The sequence below is a fragment of the Kitasatospora sp. NPDC001309 genome (genome assembly GCF_042896295.1).
Classification (GTDB): Bacteria; Actinomycetota; Actinomycetes; order Streptomycetales; family Streptomycetaceae; genus Kitasatospora.
In genome coordinates, this window is record NZ_JBIAXC010000003.1 from 295,115 (window position 1) to 313,046 (window position 17,932).

Annotated in this window: 12 protein-coding genes and 1 riboswitch; of the genes, 7 read left to right on the forward strand and 5 right to left on the reverse strand. The window is 75.1% G+C overall.

Annotated elements, in window-relative coordinates; translation table 11 throughout:
• The first annotated feature begins 107 nt into the window (after positions 1-107).
• The 5 genes from ACFY2K_RS05250 to ACFY2K_RS05270 all read left to right on the forward strand — a co-directional run bounded on the left by ACFY2K_RS05250 (position 108) and on the right by ACFY2K_RS05270 (position 10,422).
• On the forward strand, positions 108-7,541 hold the full coding sequence (locus tag ACFY2K_RS05250; protein WP_387709682.1) for an amino acid adenylation domain-containing protein: 7,434 nt from the start codon (positions 108-110) through the stop codon (positions 7,539-7,541).
• Positions 7,534-7,719 (forward strand): MbtH family protein, encoded by a 186-nt coding sequence (locus ACFY2K_RS05255; RefSeq protein ID WP_375892016.1) that lies wholly within the window; start codon positions 7,534-7,536, stop codon positions 7,717-7,719. Before ACFY2K_RS05250 ends, ACFY2K_RS05255 begins: the two co-directional genes overlap by 8 nt.
• On the forward strand, positions 7,716-9,110 hold the full coding sequence (locus ACFY2K_RS05260) for a DHA2 family efflux MFS transporter permease subunit (RefSeq protein WP_387709684.1): 1,395 nt from the start codon (positions 7,716-7,718) through the stop codon (positions 9,108-9,110). The genes ACFY2K_RS05255 and ACFY2K_RS05260 overlap by 4 nt, the downstream gene beginning before the upstream one ends.
• 83 nt (positions 9,111-9,193) lie before the next feature.
• On the forward strand, positions 9,194-9,745 hold the full coding sequence (locus tag ACFY2K_RS05265) for a Uma2 family endonuclease (protein WP_387709686.1): 552 nt from the start codon (positions 9,194-9,196) through the stop codon (positions 9,743-9,745).
• A gap of 125 nt (positions 9,746-9,870) precedes the next feature.
• Positions 9,871-10,422, forward strand: a complete 552-nt coding sequence (locus ACFY2K_RS05270; protein WP_380586928.1) for a YceI family protein — start codon at positions 9,871-9,873, stop codon at positions 10,420-10,422.
• Positions 10,423-10,466: 44 nt separating this feature from the next.
• On the opposite strand, the gene ACFY2K_RS05275 is transcribed toward ACFY2K_RS05270, so the two are convergent.
• From ACFY2K_RS05275 to fhuB, 5 genes are all read right to left on the reverse strand, one after another.
• Positions 10,467-10,760 carry a hypothetical protein gene (locus ACFY2K_RS05275; RefSeq protein WP_387709688.1) on the reverse strand — a complete coding sequence of 98 codons (294 nt, stop codon included), beginning with the start codon at positions 10,758-10,760 and terminating at the stop codon, positions 10,467-10,469.
• Between the two features lie 11 nt (positions 10,761-10,771).
• A complete protein-coding gene (locus tag ACFY2K_RS05280) occupies positions 10,772-11,461 on the reverse strand; it encodes a hypothetical protein (RefSeq protein ID WP_387709690.1) in 690 nt (229 codons plus the stop codon).
• A 192-nt stretch (positions 11,462-11,653) separates the two neighbouring features.
• A complete protein-coding gene (locus ACFY2K_RS05285; RefSeq protein ID WP_387709692.1) occupies positions 11,654-12,511 on the reverse strand; it encodes an MBL fold metallo-hydrolase in 858 nt (285 codons plus the stop codon).
• Between the two features lie 14 nt (positions 12,512-12,525).
• Positions 12,526-12,585, reverse strand: a riboswitch (guanidine-III (ykkC-III) riboswitch).
• Positions 12,586-12,601: 16 nt separating this feature from the next.
• A complete protein-coding gene (fes, locus tag ACFY2K_RS05290) occupies positions 12,602-13,726 on the reverse strand; it encodes an enterochelin esterase (RefSeq protein ID WP_387709693.1) in 1,125 nt (374 codons plus the stop codon).
• Between the two features lie 17 nt (positions 13,727-13,743).
• Entirely contained in the window at positions 13,744-15,903 is a 2,160-nt protein-coding gene (gene fhuB / locus ACFY2K_RS05295; protein ID WP_380523156.1) for a Fe(3+)-hydroxamate ABC transporter permease FhuB, read from the reverse strand.
• Between the two features lie 105 nt (positions 15,904-16,008).
• Here fhuB and ACFY2K_RS05300 point away from each other — a divergent pair, with 105 nt between their 5' ends.
• Both ACFY2K_RS05300 and ACFY2K_RS05305 read left to right on the forward strand, forming a co-directional pair.
• A complete protein-coding gene (locus tag ACFY2K_RS05300; RefSeq protein WP_375892002.1) occupies positions 16,009-17,037 on the forward strand; it encodes an ABC transporter substrate-binding protein in 1,029 nt (342 codons plus the stop codon).
• A 25-nt stretch (positions 17,038-17,062) separates the two neighbouring features.
• Complete coding sequence (locus ACFY2K_RS05305; RefSeq protein WP_380643190.1) at positions 17,063-17,845, forward strand: ABC transporter ATP-binding protein; 783 nt, start codon at positions 17,063-17,065, stop codon at positions 17,843-17,845.
• The last annotated feature ends 87 nt before the right edge of the window (positions 17,846-17,932 follow it).

The window sequence follows — 17,932 nt, forward strand, 5'->3', positions numbered from 1 at the left end:
GGGATGTCAGGGGCGCGGCCGCACGAGGCCGTTGACCAGATCGTATGAAGTTAGATTAGGCTAACCTAAGTAAGGCGTTCCGGATCCCCCGAGGAGCTCTCCGCACCATGCCCGCCGTCGAAACGCAGCCCGCCGATCAGCAGCCCGTCGATCAGCAGCCCACCGGGGCCCGGTCCGCCGACGTCCCGCTGCTCGCCGCCCAGGCCGCCGTCTGGTACGCCCAGTCGCTCGACCCCGCCAGCCCGGTCTACAACACCGGCGACGCCGTCGAGATCACCGGACCGCTCGACGAGGAGGCCTTCGAGGCGGCCCTGCGGCAGACCGTGGACGAGGCCGAGGCCCTCGGCGCGGTCGTCGTCACCGGCCCGGACGGCACCCCGCACCAGCGCCTGACCCCCGGTCACCGCTGGCCGCTGCACCGCCTCGACCTGCGGGCCGCCGAGGAGCCGTCCGCCGAGGCCGAGGCCTGGATGCGCGCCGACCTCGCCCGCCCGGCCGACCTCACCACCGGCCCGCTGTTCACCCAGGCGCTCATCCGGCTCGCCGACGACCAGCGGATCTGGTACCGCCGGATCCACCACCTCGCCGTCGACGCCTACGCGTTGACCCTCCTCGGCGACCGCGTCGCCGCCCACTACACCGCCCGCACCACCGGCGCCGACCCCGGCCCCAGCCCCTTCGCCCGCCTCGCCGAGGCCGCCGCCGAGGAGGCCGCCTACCGCGCGGGCGAGGACTACCGCACCGACCGCGCCCACTGGTCCGCCCACCTTGCCGGCGCCGACGCCCCGGCCGTCCTGCCGGGCACCCCCGCCGTGCATCCCGGGGCTGAGCACTCCGGGGCCGAGCACTCCGGGGCCGAGCGCTCCGGGCGGCCCGGGGCCGAGTCGACCCCGCTGCGGCTGACCGCCACCCTCCGCGCCGGAACCCGCGAGCGCCTGGAGCGTGCCGCCACCGCGGCCCGCGCCACCTGGGCGGAGCTCCTCCTCGCCGCCACCGCCGGCTACCTGCACCGCCTGACCGGCGCCGAGGACGTCCTGCTCGGCCTCCCGCTCGCCAACCGCCGCGGCCCCGCCGCCCTGCGCACGCCCGTCGCCGCCGCCAACGTGCTGCCGCTGCGCCTGGCCGTCCGCCCCGCCGACACCGCCGAGGACCTGCTGCGCCAGGTGGTCCGCGCCCTGCGCACCGCCCGCCGCCACCAGCGCTACCCGCTGGAGGACCTGCGCCGCGACCTCGGCCGCACCGGCGGACGCCGCGCCCTGTTCGGCCCGATGGTCAACGTCAAGGCCTTCGAGGCCGACCTCGACCTGGCCGGCCTGCCCGGCGTGGTCCGCAACCTCGCCGCCGGACCGGTCGACGACCTCGCCGTGAACGTCTCGCCCGGCCCCGACGGCGGCCTGCGCCTGCTCCTCGACGCCGACCCGGCCCGCCACGGCGCCGACTCGCTGGCCGCCCACCGCGACGGCCTGCTGCGCTACCTCGACGCCCTCACCGAGCTGCTGCTCACCGACCCGACGACGCCGATCGCCCGGATCGACCTGCTGGACGCCGACGCCCTGCGCCGCGCCACCGAGGGCCGCACCGAACCCCCGGTCGAGCGGACCGTGCCCGAGCTGTTCTCCGCCCAGGCCGCCCGCACCCCGGCCGCCGTCGCCGTCCGCTGCGGCGAAACCGCCCTCACCTTCGGCGAGTTGGAGAGCCGGTCCGACCGCCTCGCCCACCGGCTGCGCGGCCTCGGCGTCCACGGCGGCGCGCCCGTCGCCCTCGCCCTGCCGCGCAGCGCGGACACCCTGGTCGCGATGCTCGCCGTGCTCAAGGCCGGCGGCGCCTGCGTCAGCCTCGACCTGGCCCACCCCCGGCAGCGGCTCGCCGCCGTGCTGGCCGACGCCCGCCCGGTCTGCGCCGTCGGAACCCCCGAGGCGCTCGCCGACCTCGACCTGCCGCCCGGCCTGCCCACCGTACGGCCGTCCGACGCCGAGGCCCCCGGTGCCACCGCGGCCCCTGAGGCCCCCGGGAGCCCCGAGGCGCCCCTGCCGGCCCCGCGCCTCCACGACGCCGCCTACGTGCTGCACACCTCCGGCTCCACCGGCCGCCCCAAGGGCGTGGTCGTCACCCATGCCTCGTTCGCCAACCTGCACGCCGGCCACGGCGAGGACCACATCGCCCCCGCCGTCCGCCGCACCGGCCGCGAGCGCCTGCGCATCGCCCACAGCGCCTCCTTCGCCTTCGACGCCTCCTGGGACCCGGTGCTGTGGATGGTCCACGGCCACGAGCTCCACCTGCTCGACGACGCCACCTACCGCGACCCGGCCGCCCTCGCCGCCCACCTCCACCGCGAGCGCATCGACTACCTCGACCTCACCCCCTCCTACCTCGAAGTCCTCCTCGCCGAAGGCGTGCTGGACGAGGACCGGCACCGCCCCTCGGTGCTCGCGGTCGGCGGCGAGGCCACCCCGCCCGCCCTCTGGCAGCGGCTCGCCGCCGTCCCCGGCCTGCACCCGATCGACCTCTACGGCCCCACCGAGACCACCGTCGACGCCTACGCCTGGACCCCGGGCCCGGACGGCGCCCCGACCGGCAGGGTGGTGCGCGGCTCCCGCGCCTACGTCCTGGACGGCTCGCTGCGCCCCGCGCCCGACGGCGTGACCGGCGAACTGTACGTGGCCGGTGCCTGCCTGGCCCGCGGCTACCTCGGCCGCCCCGACCTCACCGCCGAACGCTTCCTCGCCGACCCCTTCGGCCCGCCCGGCGACCGGATGTACCGCACCGGCGACCTCGCCCGCCGCCGCCCCGACGGCACCTTGGAGTTCCTCGGGCGCGCCGACGACCAGGTGAAGATCCGCGGCTTCCGGGTCGAACCCGGCGAGATCGCCGCCGTCCTCGCCCAACTGCCGGGCGTGGCCCAGGCCGTGGTGATCGCCCGACCCGGGCCGCAGGGCAAACGACTGCTCGGCTACGTCGTCCCCGCCACCGGTGGACTCTCGACCGGTCAACTCCCCACTGGTACCGTCTCCGGCCCCGACCCGGAGGCCCTGCGCGCCGCGCTCGCCGCCCGGCTGCCCGCCCACATGGTCCCGGCCGCCGTCCTGCTGCTGGACGAACTGCCGCGCACCGCCCACGACAAGCTGGACCACCGCGCCCTCCCGGAGCCCGCCGCCACCACCCCCGGCGCGGCCGCCGCCACCCCGCAGGAGGAACTGGTCTGCGGGCTGTTCGCCGACGTCCTCGGCCTGCCCGCCGCACCCGGCCGGGAGGAGTCCTTCTTCGACCTCGGCGGCCACTCCCTGCTCGCCGGTCGGCTGGCCGCCCGGCTGCGCGAGACCTTCGCCGCACCGGTCGCCTTCGCCGACGTCTTCCGCCACCCGACCCCGGCCGCCCTCGCCGCCCTGCTCCGGCTCGCAGCGCAGGACGGGCCCCCCGCGGCCGGGCCCGCCGAACCCCGCCCGGCCCTGGTGCCCGTGCCCCGCACCGAGCGGATGCCGCTCTCGCCCGCCCAGCGCGGCCTCTGGTTCCTGCACCGGCTCGAAGGCCCCAGCCCCACCTACAACATCCCGCTCGCCCTCACCCTCACCGGCCCGCTCGACCGCGCCGCCCTCGCCCTCGCCCTCGGCGACCTCACCGCCCGGCACGAAGTCCTGCGCACCGTCTACGGCGAGGAGCCGGACGGCACGCCGTACCAGCGGATCCTGCCGCCCGCGCCGGTCGAACTCCCGGACGTCGAGGGCGAGCTGGCCGAGGCCGTCCGGTACGCCTTCGACCTCACCGCCGAACCCCCGCTGCGCGCCACGCTGTTCGGCCACGGGCCCGAGCGGCACACCCTGCTCCTGCTGCTCCACCACATCGCCGGCGACGGCGCCTCCACCACCCCGCTGCTGCACGACCTCGCCGCCGCCTACACCGCCCGGCAGGCCGGGCGCGCGCCCGAACTCGCCCCACTGGACGTCCAGTTCGCCGACCACGCGGCCTGGCAGCGACAGCTGCTCGGCACCGTGGACGCACCCACCCCGCTCGCCGTACGGCAGACCGAGCACTGGCGTGCCGCCCTGGCCAGCCTGCCCGACCAGCTCGACCTGCCCACCGACCGCCCCCGCCCGCCGCTGGCCGGACACGACGGCGCCACCGTCCCCTTCGCCCTCGGCGCCGAGGCGCACACCGCCCTCGCCGCGCTCGCCCGCGCCACCGGCGGCACCGTGTTCATGGCCGTCCAGGCCGGCCTCGCCGCGCTGCTCACCCGGCACGGCTGCGGCACCGACATCCCCGTCGGCACCCCGCTCGCCGGGCGCGAGGACGAGCGGACCGCCGCCCTGGTCGGCTACTTCGTCAACTCCGCCGTGCTGCGCACCGACACCGCCGGCGACCCGTCCTTCCGGGAGCTGCTCCGGCGCGTGCGCGGCACCGTGCTGGCCGCGCACGAGCACGCCGACCTGCCCTTCGACCGCCTGGTCGAGGAGCTCAACCCGGCCCGCTCGCTCGCCCGCCACCCGCTGTTCCAGGTGATGCTCGCCTGGCAGAGCCGCGCCGACGAACCCCTCGCGCTCGGCGGCGGCCTGACCGCCGAGATCGCCGCGATCCCCAGCGGCACCGCCAAGTTCGACCTCACCCTCAACGCGGGGGAGCGGCCCGGCGGCGGCATCGGCGGCTTCCTGGAGTACCGCACCGACCTCTTCGACCCCGCCACCGCGACCGCCCTCGCGGACCGCCTCACCCGGCTGCTCACCGCCGCCGCCACCGCCCCGGACACCCCGATCGGCCGGCTGCCGCTGATCAGCGCGGAGGAGCGCCGGCGCGCCCTGGTCGAGTGGAACCTCACCCCGTCCGCCGCAGCCGTGCCGACGGCGCCCGTGCCGGCGGCCACCGACCCGACCGCCACCCTGCCCGAGCTCTTCGAGGCCGCGGCCGCCGCCAACCCGCGCGCCGTAGCGGTCAGTTGCGGCGACGACCGACTCGACTACACCGAACTCTCCGCCCACGCCGACCGCCTGGCCCGCCTGCTGGCCGCCCACGGCATCGGCCCCGGCACCATCGTCGCGCTCGCCCTGCCCCGCTCGGTCGACCTGGTCGTCGCCCTGCTCGCGGTCGCCAAGTCCGGCGCCGCCTACCTCCCGCTCGACCCCGACTACCCGGCCGACCGCCTCGCCTACATGCTGGCCGACGCCACCCCCGCCGCCCTGCTCACCGACCGGGCCACCGCCCCCCGGCTGCCCGTCCACGACGTCCCCCGACTCCTGGTCGACGGGCCGGAGTCGGCGCGGTACCCGGCCACCCCGCTCGCCCAGCACGAACGCACCCGTCCGCTGCGCGCCGAGGACACCGCGTACGTCATCTACACCTCCGGCTCCACCGGTCGGCCCAAGGGCGTGCCCGTCACCCACCGCAACGTCGCCCGGCTGTTCAGCTCCACCGACCACTGGTTCGGCTTCGACGCCCAGGACGTCTGGACGCTCTTCCACTCCTACGCCTTCGACTTCTCGGTCTGGGAACTGTGGGGCGCGCTGCTGTACGGCGGCCGGCTGGTCGTCGTCCCGCACCTGGTCAGCCGCGACCCGGCGGCCTTCCTCGACCTGCTCGCCCGCGAGCGCGTCACCGTGCTCAACCAGACCCCGTCCGCCTTCTACCAGCTCAGCGCCGCCGACCGCGACCGTCCCGGCAGCGAACTCGCCCTGCGCTACGTGGTGTTCGGCGGCGAGGCGCTCGAACTCGGCCGCCTCGACGACTGGTACTCCCGGCACCCGCAGGACGCCCCGACCCTGGTCAACATGTACGGCATCACCGAGACCACCGTGCACGTCTCGTACATCGCCCTCGACCGGGCGAGCGCCGCCGCCACCAGCAGCAGCACCATCGGCGTCAACATCCCCGACCTGCGGGTCTACGTCCTCGACCAGCACCTCCAGCCCGTCCCGCCCGGCGTCACCGGCGAGATGTACGTCGCCGGGGCCGGCCTGGCCCGCGGCTACCTCGGCCGGCCCGAACTCACCGCCACCCGCTTCGTCGCCGACCCGTACGCCGGGCTCTTCGGCGAGCAGGGCACCCGGATGTACCGCTCCGGCGACCTCGCCCGGCGCCGCGCGGACGGCGTGCTGGAGTACTTCGGCCGCGCCGACCAGCAGGTCAAGCTGCGCGGCTTCCGGATCGAACTCGGCGAGATCGAAGCCGTGTTGGCCGCCCACCCGGGTGTCGCCGACGCCGCCGTGGTGGTCCGCGAGGACACCCCCGGCGACAAGCGCCTGGTCGGCTACGTCGTGGGCACTTCCCCCACCGCCCCCACCGCCCCCACTGCCCCCACCGCCCCCACCGCCCCCACCGCCCCCGCCACCCCCACCACCCCCGCCGCCTCGCCCGAGGACCTGCGCGCCCACGCCGCCGCCGAACTGCCCGCCCACATGGTCCCCTCCGCCGTGGTCCCGGTCGACCGGCTGCCGCTGACCGCCAACGGCAAGCTCGACCGCCGGGCCCTGCCCGCCCCCGAGGCCCCCGCCGCCGGAGCCGGCCGCCCGCCCCGCAGCCCGCGCGAGCAGCAGCTCTGCCAGCTCTTCGCCGAGGTCCTGGGCCTGGAGGCGGTCGGGGTCGAGGACGACTTCTTCGCGCTCGGCGGCCACTCCCTGCTGGTGGTCCGGCTGGCCGGCCGGATCCGCGAGGTGCTCGGCCTGGAGGTCGGCATCGGCGCGCTGTTCCAGGCCTCCAGCGTGGCCGCGCTCGACGCCGCCCTGTCCGAGGGCGCCCCCGGCGCCGACGCCCTGGACGTGCTGCTCCCGCTGCGCCCCACCGCCCCCGGCCGCCGGGCCCCGCTGTTCGCGATCCACCCGGCCGGCGGCCTCAGCTGGTGCTACACCGGCCTGATCCGCCACCTCCCGGCCGACGTCCCCCTCTACGGCCTCCAGGCCCAGGGCGTCGGCGCCGCCACCGTCGGCGAACCGCTGCCCGCGACGATGGAGGAGCTGGCCGCGCACTACGCCGACCGGCTGCGCGAGGTCCAGCCCGAGGGGCCGTACCGGCTGCTCGGCTGGTCCACCGGCGGGATCATCGCCCACGCCGTCGCCGTCCGGCTCCAGGAGCTCGGCCAGCGGGTCGAACTGCTCGCGATCCTGGACGCCTACCCGGCCGAGGGCTTCCGCGAACTGCCCGTCCCGGACCAGGCCGAAGCCCTGGAGGCGCTGCTCACCATGGGCGGCTTCGGGCCCGACGACCTCGCCGGGCAGCCGCTCGAACTCGACTCCGTCATTGAGCTGCTGGGCCGCGAGGGCAGCCCGCTGGCCGGGCTGGACCGGTCCACCGTGACGGCGCTCAACGAGATCTACCTCAACACCAACCACCTGGTGCGCGGCTACGACCACCGCCCCTTCCACGGCGACGTCCGGTTCTTCCGCGCCACCGTCGACACCATCGACGAGACCCTGGTGCCCGAACTCTGGGCCCCCTACGTGACCGGCCGGATCGACAACACCGATGTGGCCTGCTCGCACAAGGACATGACCCTGCCCGCCCCGATCGCGCACATCGCGAGCGTGATCGCCGACCACCTGGAGAACCCCGACCATGAGTGACGCCCCCGCCAACCCCTTCGACGCCGACGGCGAGTTCCTGGCCCTCGTCAACGGCCAGGGCCAGCACTCCCTGTGGCCCGCCTTCGCCGCCGTCCCGCCCGGCTGGGGCGTCGCCCACGGCCCCTGCGCCCGCCCCGACGCCCTCGCCTGGATCACCGCGCACTGGACCGACCTGTGACCCCTCCCGCCGTCGCGTCCCCGGCGCGCCCCCTGCTCGCGGGGCGCGCCGCCGTGGTCGTCGTGTACACCGCCGCGATGTGCATGAACGGCCTCGACTCGACCATCGTCAACCCCGCGCTGTACCGGATCGCCGAGGACTTCGGCCGGCCCGTCCCGGCGGCCAACTCCGTCGAGACCGCCTTCCTGATCGGCCTCGCCCTCGGCCTGCCGGTGGCGGGCTGGCTCGGTGACCGGTACGGCGTGAAGCGGGTCTTCCTCGGCGCGCTCGCCGTCTTCACCCTCGCCTCCGCACTCTGCGCCGCCGCCCCCGGCCTCGGCGCCCTGGCCGCCGCCCGCGCCGTCCAGGGCGTGGCGGGCGGCCTGCTCACCCCGGTCGGCATGACCCTGCTGTTCCGCGCCTTCACGCCGGAGGAGCGCCCGCGCCTGGGCCGGATCCTGATCGTGCCGACCGCCCTGATGCCCGCCCTCGGACCGCCCCTCGGCGGCTTCCTCACCGAACACCTCTCCTGGCACTGGCTGTTCCTGGTCAACCTGCCGGTCGGCATCGCCGCCGTGGCACTCGGCCTGGCCGCCCTGCGGACCGAACCGGAACCCCCGGCCGGCCGCTTCGACACCCGCGGCTTCCTGCTCGCCACCCCGGGCCTCGGCCTGCTCACCTACGCCCTCGGCTTCGGCCCGGCCCACGGCTGGACGGCACCGGCGGTCTGGCTCGGCGGCCTCGCCGGAGCCGCCCTGCTCGGGCTCGCGGTACGCAACCAGCTCCGCTCGCCCGAACCGCTGGTGGACCTGCGGCTGCTCGCCGACCGCTCCTACGGCGCGGCGAGCTGGCTGGCGCTGCTCACCTCGGCCGGTCTGATGGGCGCCCTGTTCGTGCTGCCGCTGCTCTACCAGGCCGCCCGCGGCGCCACCGCCCTGGACGCCGGGCTCAGCGTCTTCCCCGAGGCGATCGGCCTGATGGCCGCCTCCCAGGTGGTCGACCGGCTGCTGCCCAGGCTCGGCCCGCGCCGCCTCGCCCTGCCCGCCCTGCTGCTGGCCGCGGCGATCCTCGCCGCCCTCGGCCTCGCCGAGAACCCCTGGGCCGTACGGGCGTTGATGTTCGCCGTCGGACTGGTGCTGGGCACTGCCGTGCTCACCGTCCAGATCGCCGGCTTCGCCGACATCCCGCCGCCCGCCATGGGCCGGGCGATGGCCCTGTTCACCATTCTGCGCACCCTCGGCGGCGCCATCGGCATCGCCGCCACCGCCGCCCTGATCGGCGCCCTCGGCGACGGCGCCGACCCCGCCCCCTACCGGCTCGCCCTCGCCGTCACCGCCGCACTGGTCGCCGCCGGAGCCCTCCTCGCCCGCCGCCTCCCGGCCCAGGGCCCACCCCCGCCCCCGGAGGGCTGAGGGGCCCGCGATCGGGGCGGGCGGGAGCGACATCCCGCTTGCCCCGACTACCGTACGGTGGCAGGACCACCGGAGGAGATCGCATGAATCCCGAGCACTACCGTCTTCTCGAAGAGGCCAGGCGCAGCATTCCGGACGGCTACAAGGTCGAGTTGTCTGGCGAGATCATCGTCATGCAGGCGTCGCCGTCCTCGATCCACCAACTGAACCTCGCGCTCGTCCAGCGCCAGTTCGAGGCCCACTGCCCGCCCGGGTACTTCCCGACCGGGAACAGCGACCTCTCCTCGCCCGGGGCGGGCGCCGTGCGCAACCCCGACCTCACCTACCTGCCCGAGGACGTCGTCGATCTCAGCGGCCACGAGATCCCGGCCGAGCTCGCGCTGATCGCGGTCGAGGTCGTCTCCCCGTCCAACCCCGAGAACGACTGGACGGGGAAGGTTCGGGACTACCCGCGGATGGGCTTCCCGCTCTATCTGATCATCGACCCGCGTCAGAAGACCGTCACCCTGTTCTCGGAGCCGAACCGCGACCGCTACCACACCCGTACCGAGCGGGAGTTCGGCGAGACGATCCGGATCCCCGAGCCGTTCGGCTTCGAGCTGGACCTGGCGCGGCTGGTCCCGTACCGGGACTGAGAGGGCTTCACCCGTTGGCGGGAACTTGGCACGGTGGTGCCGCGCGGCGGGCGGGGTGATACTGCATTGGGCTGACACCTTGCAAGCTGACGCCCGGACCCCGGGCCACCCCTTGGAGGTACCTGATGACCGTTTCGCTTCCCGAGCTCACCGGGGACTACGTCCTCGACCCCGCGCACTCCCGGATCGGCTTCGTCGCCCGGCACGCCATGGTGACCAAGGTGCGGGGCGCGTTCGGGCAGTTCGAGGGCACCGCGCACCTGGACGGCGCCGATCCGACGCGGTCGACCGGCCAGGTGGTGATCAAGGCCGAGAGCATCGACTCCGGAGTCGAGCAGCGCGACCAGCACCTGCGCACCAACGACTTCCTGGACGCCCCCAACTTCCCGGACATCACCTTCCGTTCGACCTCGGTCGAGGCCAAGTCCGACACCGACTACCGGGTCACCGGGGACCTCACCATCAAGGACACCACCCGCCCGGTCGCCATCGACTTCGAGTACACCGGCAACGCGGTGGACCCGTACGGCAACCTGCGGGTGGGCCTGGAGGGTTCGGTGACGATCAGCCGCAAGGAGTTCGGGGTGACCTGGAACGCGGCACTGGAGGGCGGCGGCGTGCTGGTCGGCGACAAGGTGGTGCTGGAGTTCGACATCTCCGCGATCAAGCAGAGTTAGCAGGGCAGGCGGCCGGGCTGAGTCGGAGCTGCCGCGGCTCCGGCTCAGCCGAAGAGGGTGTCGCGGACGGTGGCCATCCGCGCCTGGGCGGGGTGCCTCCTGACCCAGTCCGTGATGTTGTTCACCGCGACGTCGGTGTCGGTCTCCTTGCGGTAGTCCGAGAGCCGGGATCCGGCGATCACGCCGTTGACCCCGATCTCGCCGAGCATCCGTGCCGCGCAGTCGGCACCGTCGGGTGAGGAGCCCATGGTCCAGGCGAAGACGCCGGCGATGTTCCCCGCCTCACGGTTGGCGACGCTGTCCCTGAGCCCCGTGACCTTGTCGCCGTTGGTCTTCATGCAGGTCCCGGTCAACGTGGCGAAGACCGCCGAACCGTCGGTGGCGAACCGGTGCCTGGCGGGGATTCCGCCGCCCTCCCTTGAGAAGGTGTCGCGCCCTGCGCGTAGGTGCCGGTCACGGCCGTCGACTCCAGGGGGTCCAGGTTCTGCTTGAGCGCGTTCCAGGCGGCGTCACTGCTCGACGAGTAGGGCACCTCGTACATCACCCTGATCCCGGCGGCCAGCAGTTTGTCGCGGACCAGGCCTCGCAGGGTGCTGATCTGGGCGGGCTGGTCGCCGTCGGAGGACGACTTGATGTCGACCCACACGGCCGCGAGGTTCTTGCCGCTGCGCCGGGCGTTGGCGAGTGCGTCGAATACCGCGCCGGTGCGTTTCCGCTTGATGTTGACCGGGTCGACGCTCTCCGACGCCGGGTTGCCGGGGTCGCAGGAGACCCACTGCCTGGTGCCGCCGCACGCGCCGGAGACGTTGAACGCGGCATCGACCTCGACGCCGTTGTAGCCGGCGGCGAGGGCGTTGTCGACCTGGTCGGCGGAGTTCAGGTTGTGGGCGAAGACGTAGATCGGGCGCGGGGGATGCGGGGCGGCCGGGGCCGAGGTCACGGGCATCGCGGTGAGGAGGACCGCGGTGATGCCGACCGTGGCGTGGCCGCCACCCCGGAGGCGGCGCCGGCTGCGGGAGACCCGCTCGGATCGTGCCATGAGAGGACACTCCTTCCTGAGGGGTATGCGTCCTGTCCATGTCAAGTTCGGGAGTGAACGGCTCCGCGGGATGTGCCCGGCGGGATGTGACGCAACTATGCCGAGCGGTCGTCAGGCGTGCAAGACCACCGATACGGGCCGACCGTCAGCACCCGCGCCGGCCCACCCGGGCCGGCGTGACCGCCCGGCCCCTCAGCTGTTGGGGCAGAGGATCAGGTCGTCCAGCGCGTGCCGCCGCGGCCGGTCACCGAGTTCGGCGAGGGCGGCGCGGATGCGGTGCAGGTGGTCGACGGTGAGCTGGAGCGGGGGCTCGTCGGGCTGGTGGGTGGTGCGGATCGGGTAGTCGACGCCGGGTTCGCGGGTCATCTCGATGTGGCAGCCGAGGACGTGGGTGACGGGCCGCTCCCGGGTGAACGCGATCAGGCGCTCGATGCTGCGGCCGAAGGCGGGCCAGTCGTCGATGTAGAGCCGGCCGGGGTAGACGGTGTCGCCGGTGAGCAGGAAGCCCGTCCACGGGTCGTAGTAGGTGACGGCGGCCGGGTGGTGGCCGGGGGTGGCCAGGCATTCCAGGACCCGCCCGCCGCCGAGGTCGACGCGGGCGGTGGCCTCCGGGTCGTGGTCGAAGCCGAAGTACGCCCAGGCGGTGGGCCGGTCGGCGCCGACCAGGGCGGTGTCCGGCCGGTCGCCGAACTGCCCGTCACCCGCGACGTGGTCGCCGTGCGGGTGGGTGTGCAGGACCAGCAGCGGGTAGTGGTCGCGGGGGTTGCGGGTGAGCCACTGCGCGATCAGGCCGTCGACGATCGCCCGGAGCGGGAAGTACGCGGGCTCGGCGGTCGCTCCGGTGTCGATGAGGACCGCCCGGTCCGCCCCGAAGAGCAGGAACAGGAACGGCGCCTCGTAGTGCACCGCCTTGTTCTGCCGCAGGATGACGGTGTTCTCGTCGTACGGGTGGACCTGGATCTCCGGGTCCGTGTCGTGCTTCGCGGACGGCGAGCCGTGGATCCACGGCACGTCCAGCGGACGGGCGATCGGTGCGTCGGCGGCGGTCATGACGACTCCCTGGGTGTGCGTCGTCTTGGCGGGCCGGGTACGGCGCACATCTCGTCCGGGGCGGGCGCCGTCGCGCTGCCGTCGGCGACGCTAGCACGGGTCGTTCGCCGACGCCCGGCCCAGCAGGTGCGCCAGCCCGTCCGCGAGGCCGCCGCGCCAGCAGGCGTAGTCGTGGCCGCCGTTGAACTCCTGGTAGTGGAGGTCGTAGCCGCGTGCCGTGAGCACGTCGCGCAGGTGGCGGTTCTGGGTGAGGAGCATCCACTCCTGGAGGCCGACCTCGATCCAGAACCGGGCGTCCCGGTGGGGTTCGGCGGCGAAGCGGCGGGTGAGCCACTCGCTGCCGGCGTCGAACTCGGTCTCGTCGGGCCACCAGAAGGAGCCGGACTGGGAGAGGGCGTTGCCGAAGCGGTCCGGGCGCCGGAAGGCGGCGTAGGCGGCGGTGAGGCCGCCGGCGCTCTGGCCGGCGATGGCGGTCCGGCGCGGGTCGTCGGTGGCGTCGAACTCCGCTGCGGCCCAGGGCAGGAGGCGGTCGGCGAGGAGGTCGACGAAGGCCGGGTTGCAGCTCAGGTCGTCGGGGCGGCCGGGGCCCATGGTGTGCACCAGCAGGGCGACGGTGGGCGGGATCGCGCCGTCGGCGGTCAGGTTGTCGAGGGTGTCGCCGACGGAGAGCACCTCGCCCCACATCTCGCCGTCGAGCAGTACCGCGACCGGGTACGGGCCGAGGCCGGGTCCGTACCCGGCGGGGAGGTGGACGTCGACCCGCCGCCCGGCCACCGTGCGGGGGAGGGTGCGCCCGCGCGGTACGTCCTCGCGCCGCCGGACGTACGGCTGGGCGGGGGCCTGCGGCAGGCTGAGCACGGAGGCGGGGTGGCGGCCGTCGCGGGCGGGCAGGCGGGGTTCGCTGTCGCGGGGGTCGGGGCGGGCGTGGTCGAGGACGTGCAGCCAGTCGGCGCGGGTGGTGCCGGGGGGCGCGCCGTGGAAGGGGTGCAGCTGGTAGGAGGCGCGGTGGTCGGCGCGCAGCCGGTAGGTGATCTCCCAGCGGCCGCCCCGGCGTTCCATCAGGTGGGGGGTCAGGTCGCCGGCGTGCCGGTCCTTGTCGGTGACGGTGTGGACGAGGGCGAGCACGCCGTCGCAGTCCTGTTCGGTGGAGATGAAGGTGACCAGCCGGTACGCGGCGTCGTCCGGGTCGGGTGCGATCAGCGGGAAGGCGTTCAACGTCTGTCTCTCCAGGATCAGTTGGTACGGCGCCCGAGCAGCACCCAGAGCAGGAAGGGGCCGCCGAGCACGGTGGTGACGATGCCGACGGGGATCTCCACCCCGCCGATCAGCACCCGTCCGAGGGTGTCGGCGAGCACGACGAGCAGGGCGCCGGTGAGCGCGGAGCCGAGCACCGGCACCCGGGTCGGTCCGGCGAGCCGGGCGGCGAGTACGGGTGCGGCGAGGGCGACGAAGCCGACCGGCCCGCAGATCCCGACGGCGAGCCCGGCGAGGGCGACGGCGAGCAGCAGGCAGGCGAGCCGGACCCTCCCGGGGTCGACGCCCAGCGAGGCGGCCACGCTGTCGTCGAAGCGCAGCACCGCCAGCCGCCGGGCCACCACCAGGGCGGTCGGCACCAGGACGGCGAGTCCGACGAGCGCGGGCGTGGCGATGGCGTAGTCCCGGCCGTTGAGGCTGCCGGAGGTCCAGACGTACAGCGAGCCGGCGGAGTTGAGCGAGCGCCGGGCGAGGGCGACCTGGATGACGGCCGAGGCGAGCGCCGACATGGCGAGTCCGACGACCAGCACCCGGTAGCCGCGGGCGCCGAGCCCGCCGGAGACGAGGGTGACGACCAGGACGGCGGCCAGCGCGCCGAGCGGTCCGGCCCACCAGGCGCCGAAGGTGCCGGAGGCGGTGGCGGAGATCAGTACGGCGGCGGTGGCGCCGTCGTTGACGCCGAGGAGTTCGGGGGTGGCGAGCCGGTTGCGGGCCAGGGTCTGGGTGAGGCAGCCGGCGAGTCCGAGGGCGGCTCCGGCGGCGAGTCCGGCGACGATCCGGCCGAGGCGGAACTTCTGCACCAGCAGGACGTCCAGCCGCTCGCCGTAGCCGAACACGGCCTGGAAGGTCTTGCCGAGGCCGAGTTCGCTCTGTCCGGCGTGCGCGGAGACGACCACGACGGCGAGCAGGGCGGCGGCGAGGCCGAGTCCGGCGAGCAGCGGCCGGCGCGGCACCAGCAGGGACCAGGCGCCGTACCGCAGGGCCGGGTCCGGCCGCGCCGGGCGCGGTTCGGCGCGCTGGACGGGCGGGGCCTCGGCGGCGGGGTCGCCGATCGCCAGGGCGGCGGAGCGGCGGGAGCGGACGATGGCGATCAGCGCGGGGGCGCCGACCAGGGCGACGATCACCGAGACCGGCGCCTCGAAGGGCCGGGCGACCACCCGGGCGAGCACGTCCGCGCCGGTGAGCACGGCGGCGCCGAACAGCCCGGCGAACAGGGTGAGTCGGCCGATCCGGGGCCCGGCGAGGGCGCGGGCCAGGAAGCCGGCGAGCAGGCCGAGGAAGGAGATCGGCCCGGCCAGGGCGACGGCCGAGGCGGTGAGCAGGGTGACGGCGGCGGCGACGGCGGCGCGGGTGGCGCCGGGGCGGTGGCCGAGGCCGCGGGCGAGGTCGTCGCCGAGGGCGAGGGCGGTGAGCGGCCGGGTGGTGAGCAGGGCGAGCAGGAAGCCGGCGCCGAGGACGGGGGCGAGTTGGCCCAGGGTCGTCCAGCCTTCCACCCCGGCCAGCGAGCCGAGCACCCAGACCCGGTAACGGTCGTACGCTTCGGGTGAGTTGACGATGAGCACGCCGGTGATGCCGCCGAAGGTCGCGCCGACGGCGGAGCCGCCGAGGACCAGCCGCATGGGGGAGCCGCCGCCCCGGCTGCCGGCGATCAGCAGGACCAGGGTGCTGGCGAGGACGGCGCCGCCGAAGGCGAAGGCGAGGTACCCGTAGGAGGTCTGCACGCCGAGCACGGCGATGCCGAGGACGACGCCGAGCGAGGCGCCCGCGTTGACGCCGAGCAGGCCGGTCTCGGCCAGCGGGTTGCGGGTGACCGACTGGAGCTGGGCGCCGGCGACGCCGAGGGCGGCGCCGACCAGTAGCGCCGTCAGGGTGCGGGGCAGCCGCAACTCGCCGACGACGAGGGCGAGTCGGCTGTCGGCGCGGGCGCCGTCGCGGTCGAGCAGGTAGTCCAGGACCCGTCCCGGCCCGACCTCGCCGGCGCCGACCGAGAGCGAGAGCGCGGTGAGCGCGAGTAGCACCGCGACCGCCCCGGCGGCGACCGGCCAGGCGCTGTCCCGGAGGGGGCGGGCCGGTGGGGGAGGGGCGCCGGGCGCGGTGACGGCGGGCGCTTCGGGGGCGCCCACTTGCGACGATGTCATAAGGTAAGGCTAACCTAATGGCCGGAGCGTCCCGCCGGCACCGCCGTCGTGCCGGGCTGCCCGGACGCCCCCAACTCCCGTACCACCCGCGCCCCGGAGGCACCCATGCCGTACGCCCAGAGCCCGCTCCACCCCGTCCGCCGCCGCGCGGCCCAGGCGCTGGCCGTCACCGGGGCGGCCGCCCTCCTGCTCACCGGGTGCGGCTCCTCCGGGTCCTCGTCCACGTCTGCGGACCCCTCCAACTCCGCGTCCGCCGCCCCGGGCAGCGCGGCGGACGCGGCCAACGGCGGCAAGCGCACCGTCAAGGACGCCACCGGCAAGGCCGTCGAGGTCCCCGCCGAGCCCAAGCGGATCGTCACCCTCACCCAGGAGGACCTCGACGCGGTGCTCGCCCTCGGCCTCAAGCCGGCCGGCATCACCAACGGCCAGGGGCTCAACGAGCCGCCCGCGTACCTCAAGGACAAGGTCCAGGGCGTGCCGGTGGTCGGCAACCTGCTCCAGCCGGTGATGGACAAGGTGATCGCCGCCAAGCCCGACCTCATCCTGGCCGGGGACATGCAGGACGAGCAGGTGCTCAAGCAGCTGCGCGAGATCACCCCCGCCACCCTGGTCACCATGGCGCCCACCGACGACTGGAAGCTCGCCTTCCGGGGCATCGGCAACGCCGTCAACAAGCTCGACCAGGCCACCAAGGTGATCGACGACTACCAGGCCAAGGCCACCAAGGCCGGTGCCGACCTCGGCAAGAACAAGGGCGCCGCCGTCTCCATCGTCCGCTGGAACCCCACCGGCCCCAGCTGGATGGAGAAGAAGCAGTTCGCGAGCGGCGTCGCCCTCGACATGGGCCTCACCCGCCCGGCCGCCCAGGACAAGGACGGCAACGCCCACAGCCCGGCGCTCAGCCTGGAGAAGCTCGCCGAGATCGACGGCGACTGGCTGTTCCTGTCCACCCTCACCGACGACGGCAAGGCCGCCCTCAAGGACGTCCAGTCCAAGCCCGCCTACCAGCAGTTGAACGCGGTGAAGAACAACCACGCCGTCACCGTGGACGGTTCGGTCTGGTCCACCCGGGGCGGCCCGCTGGCGGCCGACGTCGTCATCGGCGACCTCGGCAAGGCCCTGTCCGGTTCCTGAGCGCGCGGAACCGGGGGGCTGAGAGATGGAGTTGACGATCCAGGGCGTCACCGCCGGGTACCGCCCCGGCCGCCCGGTGCTCGGCGGCATCGACCTCACCGTGCCCGCCGGGCAGGTGGTGGCGGTGGTCGGCCCGAACGGCTGCGGCAAGTCCACCCTGCTGCGGGCGGTGGCCCGGCTGCACAGGCCGGACGGCGGGCGGATCCTGGTCGGCGGCGAGGACATCTGGCGGTTGAGCCCGCGCCGGGCCGCCCACCGGGTCGCGCTGCTCCCGCAGAGCCCGCAGGCCCCCGAGGCGGTCACCGTGGCCGGCCTGGTCCGCTACGGGCGCCACCCGCACCAGGGACTGTTCCGCCAGTGGTCGGCCGACGACGAGCGGCTCACCGCCGAGGCCCTGCGCGCCACCGGCGTCGACGCCCTCGCCGACCGCCGCCTCGACCAGCTCTCCGGCGGCCAGCGGCAGCGCTGCTGGCTCGCCATGGTGCTCGCCCAGGACGCCCCGGTGGTGCTGCTGGACGAGCCGACCAGCGCGCTCGACCTCGGCCACGCGGTGGAGGTGCTGGAACTGGTCCGTACGGTCGCGGCCGGCGGGCGCACGGTGGTGATGGTGCTGCACGACCTCGCGGCCGCCGCCCGCTACGCCGACCTGCTGGTCGCCCTGCGGGACGGCGCGGTGGTGGCCTGCGGGCCGCCCCGGGAGGTGGTGGACGCGCCGCTGGTGCGGGCGCTGTACGACATCGACAGCCACGTCCTGGCGGCCCCGGACGACGGCGCCCCGGTCATCGTCCCGCGGGCGCCGACGGGCTGAGGGGCCGGTCGGCCGTGAAGGCGGCGCCACCCGGACGGGGTGGCGCCGCCTTCACGCGTCCGCAGGGCCGCGGATCGGTCCTGCGTA

Excerpts from the sequence above, each read along its gene's own strand:
- ACFY2K_RS05250 (WP_387709682.1), top strand. The coding sequence starts at position 108 with ATGCCCGCCGTCGAAACGCAGCCCGCCGATCAGCAGCCCGTCGATCAG.
- ACFY2K_RS05255 (WP_375892016.1), top strand. The coding sequence starts at position 7,534 with ATGAGTGACGCCCCCGCCAACCCCTTCGACGCCGACGGCGAGTTCCTG.
- ACFY2K_RS05265 (WP_387709686.1), top strand. The coding sequence starts at position 9,194 with ATGAATCCCGAGCACTACCGTCTTCTCGAAGAGGCCAGGCGCAGCATT.
- ACFY2K_RS05270 (WP_380586928.1), top strand. The coding sequence starts at position 9,871 with ATGACCGTTTCGCTTCCCGAGCTCACCGGGGACTACGTCCTCGACCCC.
- ACFY2K_RS05275 (WP_387709688.1), bottom strand. The coding sequence starts at position 10,760 with ATGAAGACCAACGGCGACAAGGTCACGGGGCTCAGGGACAGCGTCGCC.
- ACFY2K_RS05280 (WP_387709690.1), bottom strand. The coding sequence starts at position 11,461 with ATGGCACGATCCGAGCGGGTCTCCCGCAGCCGGCGCCGCCTCCGGGGT.
- ACFY2K_RS05285 (WP_387709692.1), bottom strand. The coding sequence starts at position 12,511 with ATGACCGCCGCCGACGCACCGATCGCCCGTCCGCTGGACGTGCCGTGG.
- fhuB (WP_380523156.1), bottom strand. The coding sequence starts at position 15,903 with ATGACATCGTCGCAAGTGGGCGCCCCCGAAGCGCCCGCCGTCACCGCG.
- ACFY2K_RS05300 (WP_375892002.1), top strand. The coding sequence starts at position 16,009 with ATGCCGTACGCCCAGAGCCCGCTCCACCCCGTCCGCCGCCGCGCGGCC.
- ACFY2K_RS05305 (WP_380643190.1), top strand. The coding sequence starts at position 17,063 with ATGGAGTTGACGATCCAGGGCGTCACCGCCGGGTACCGCCCCGGCCGC.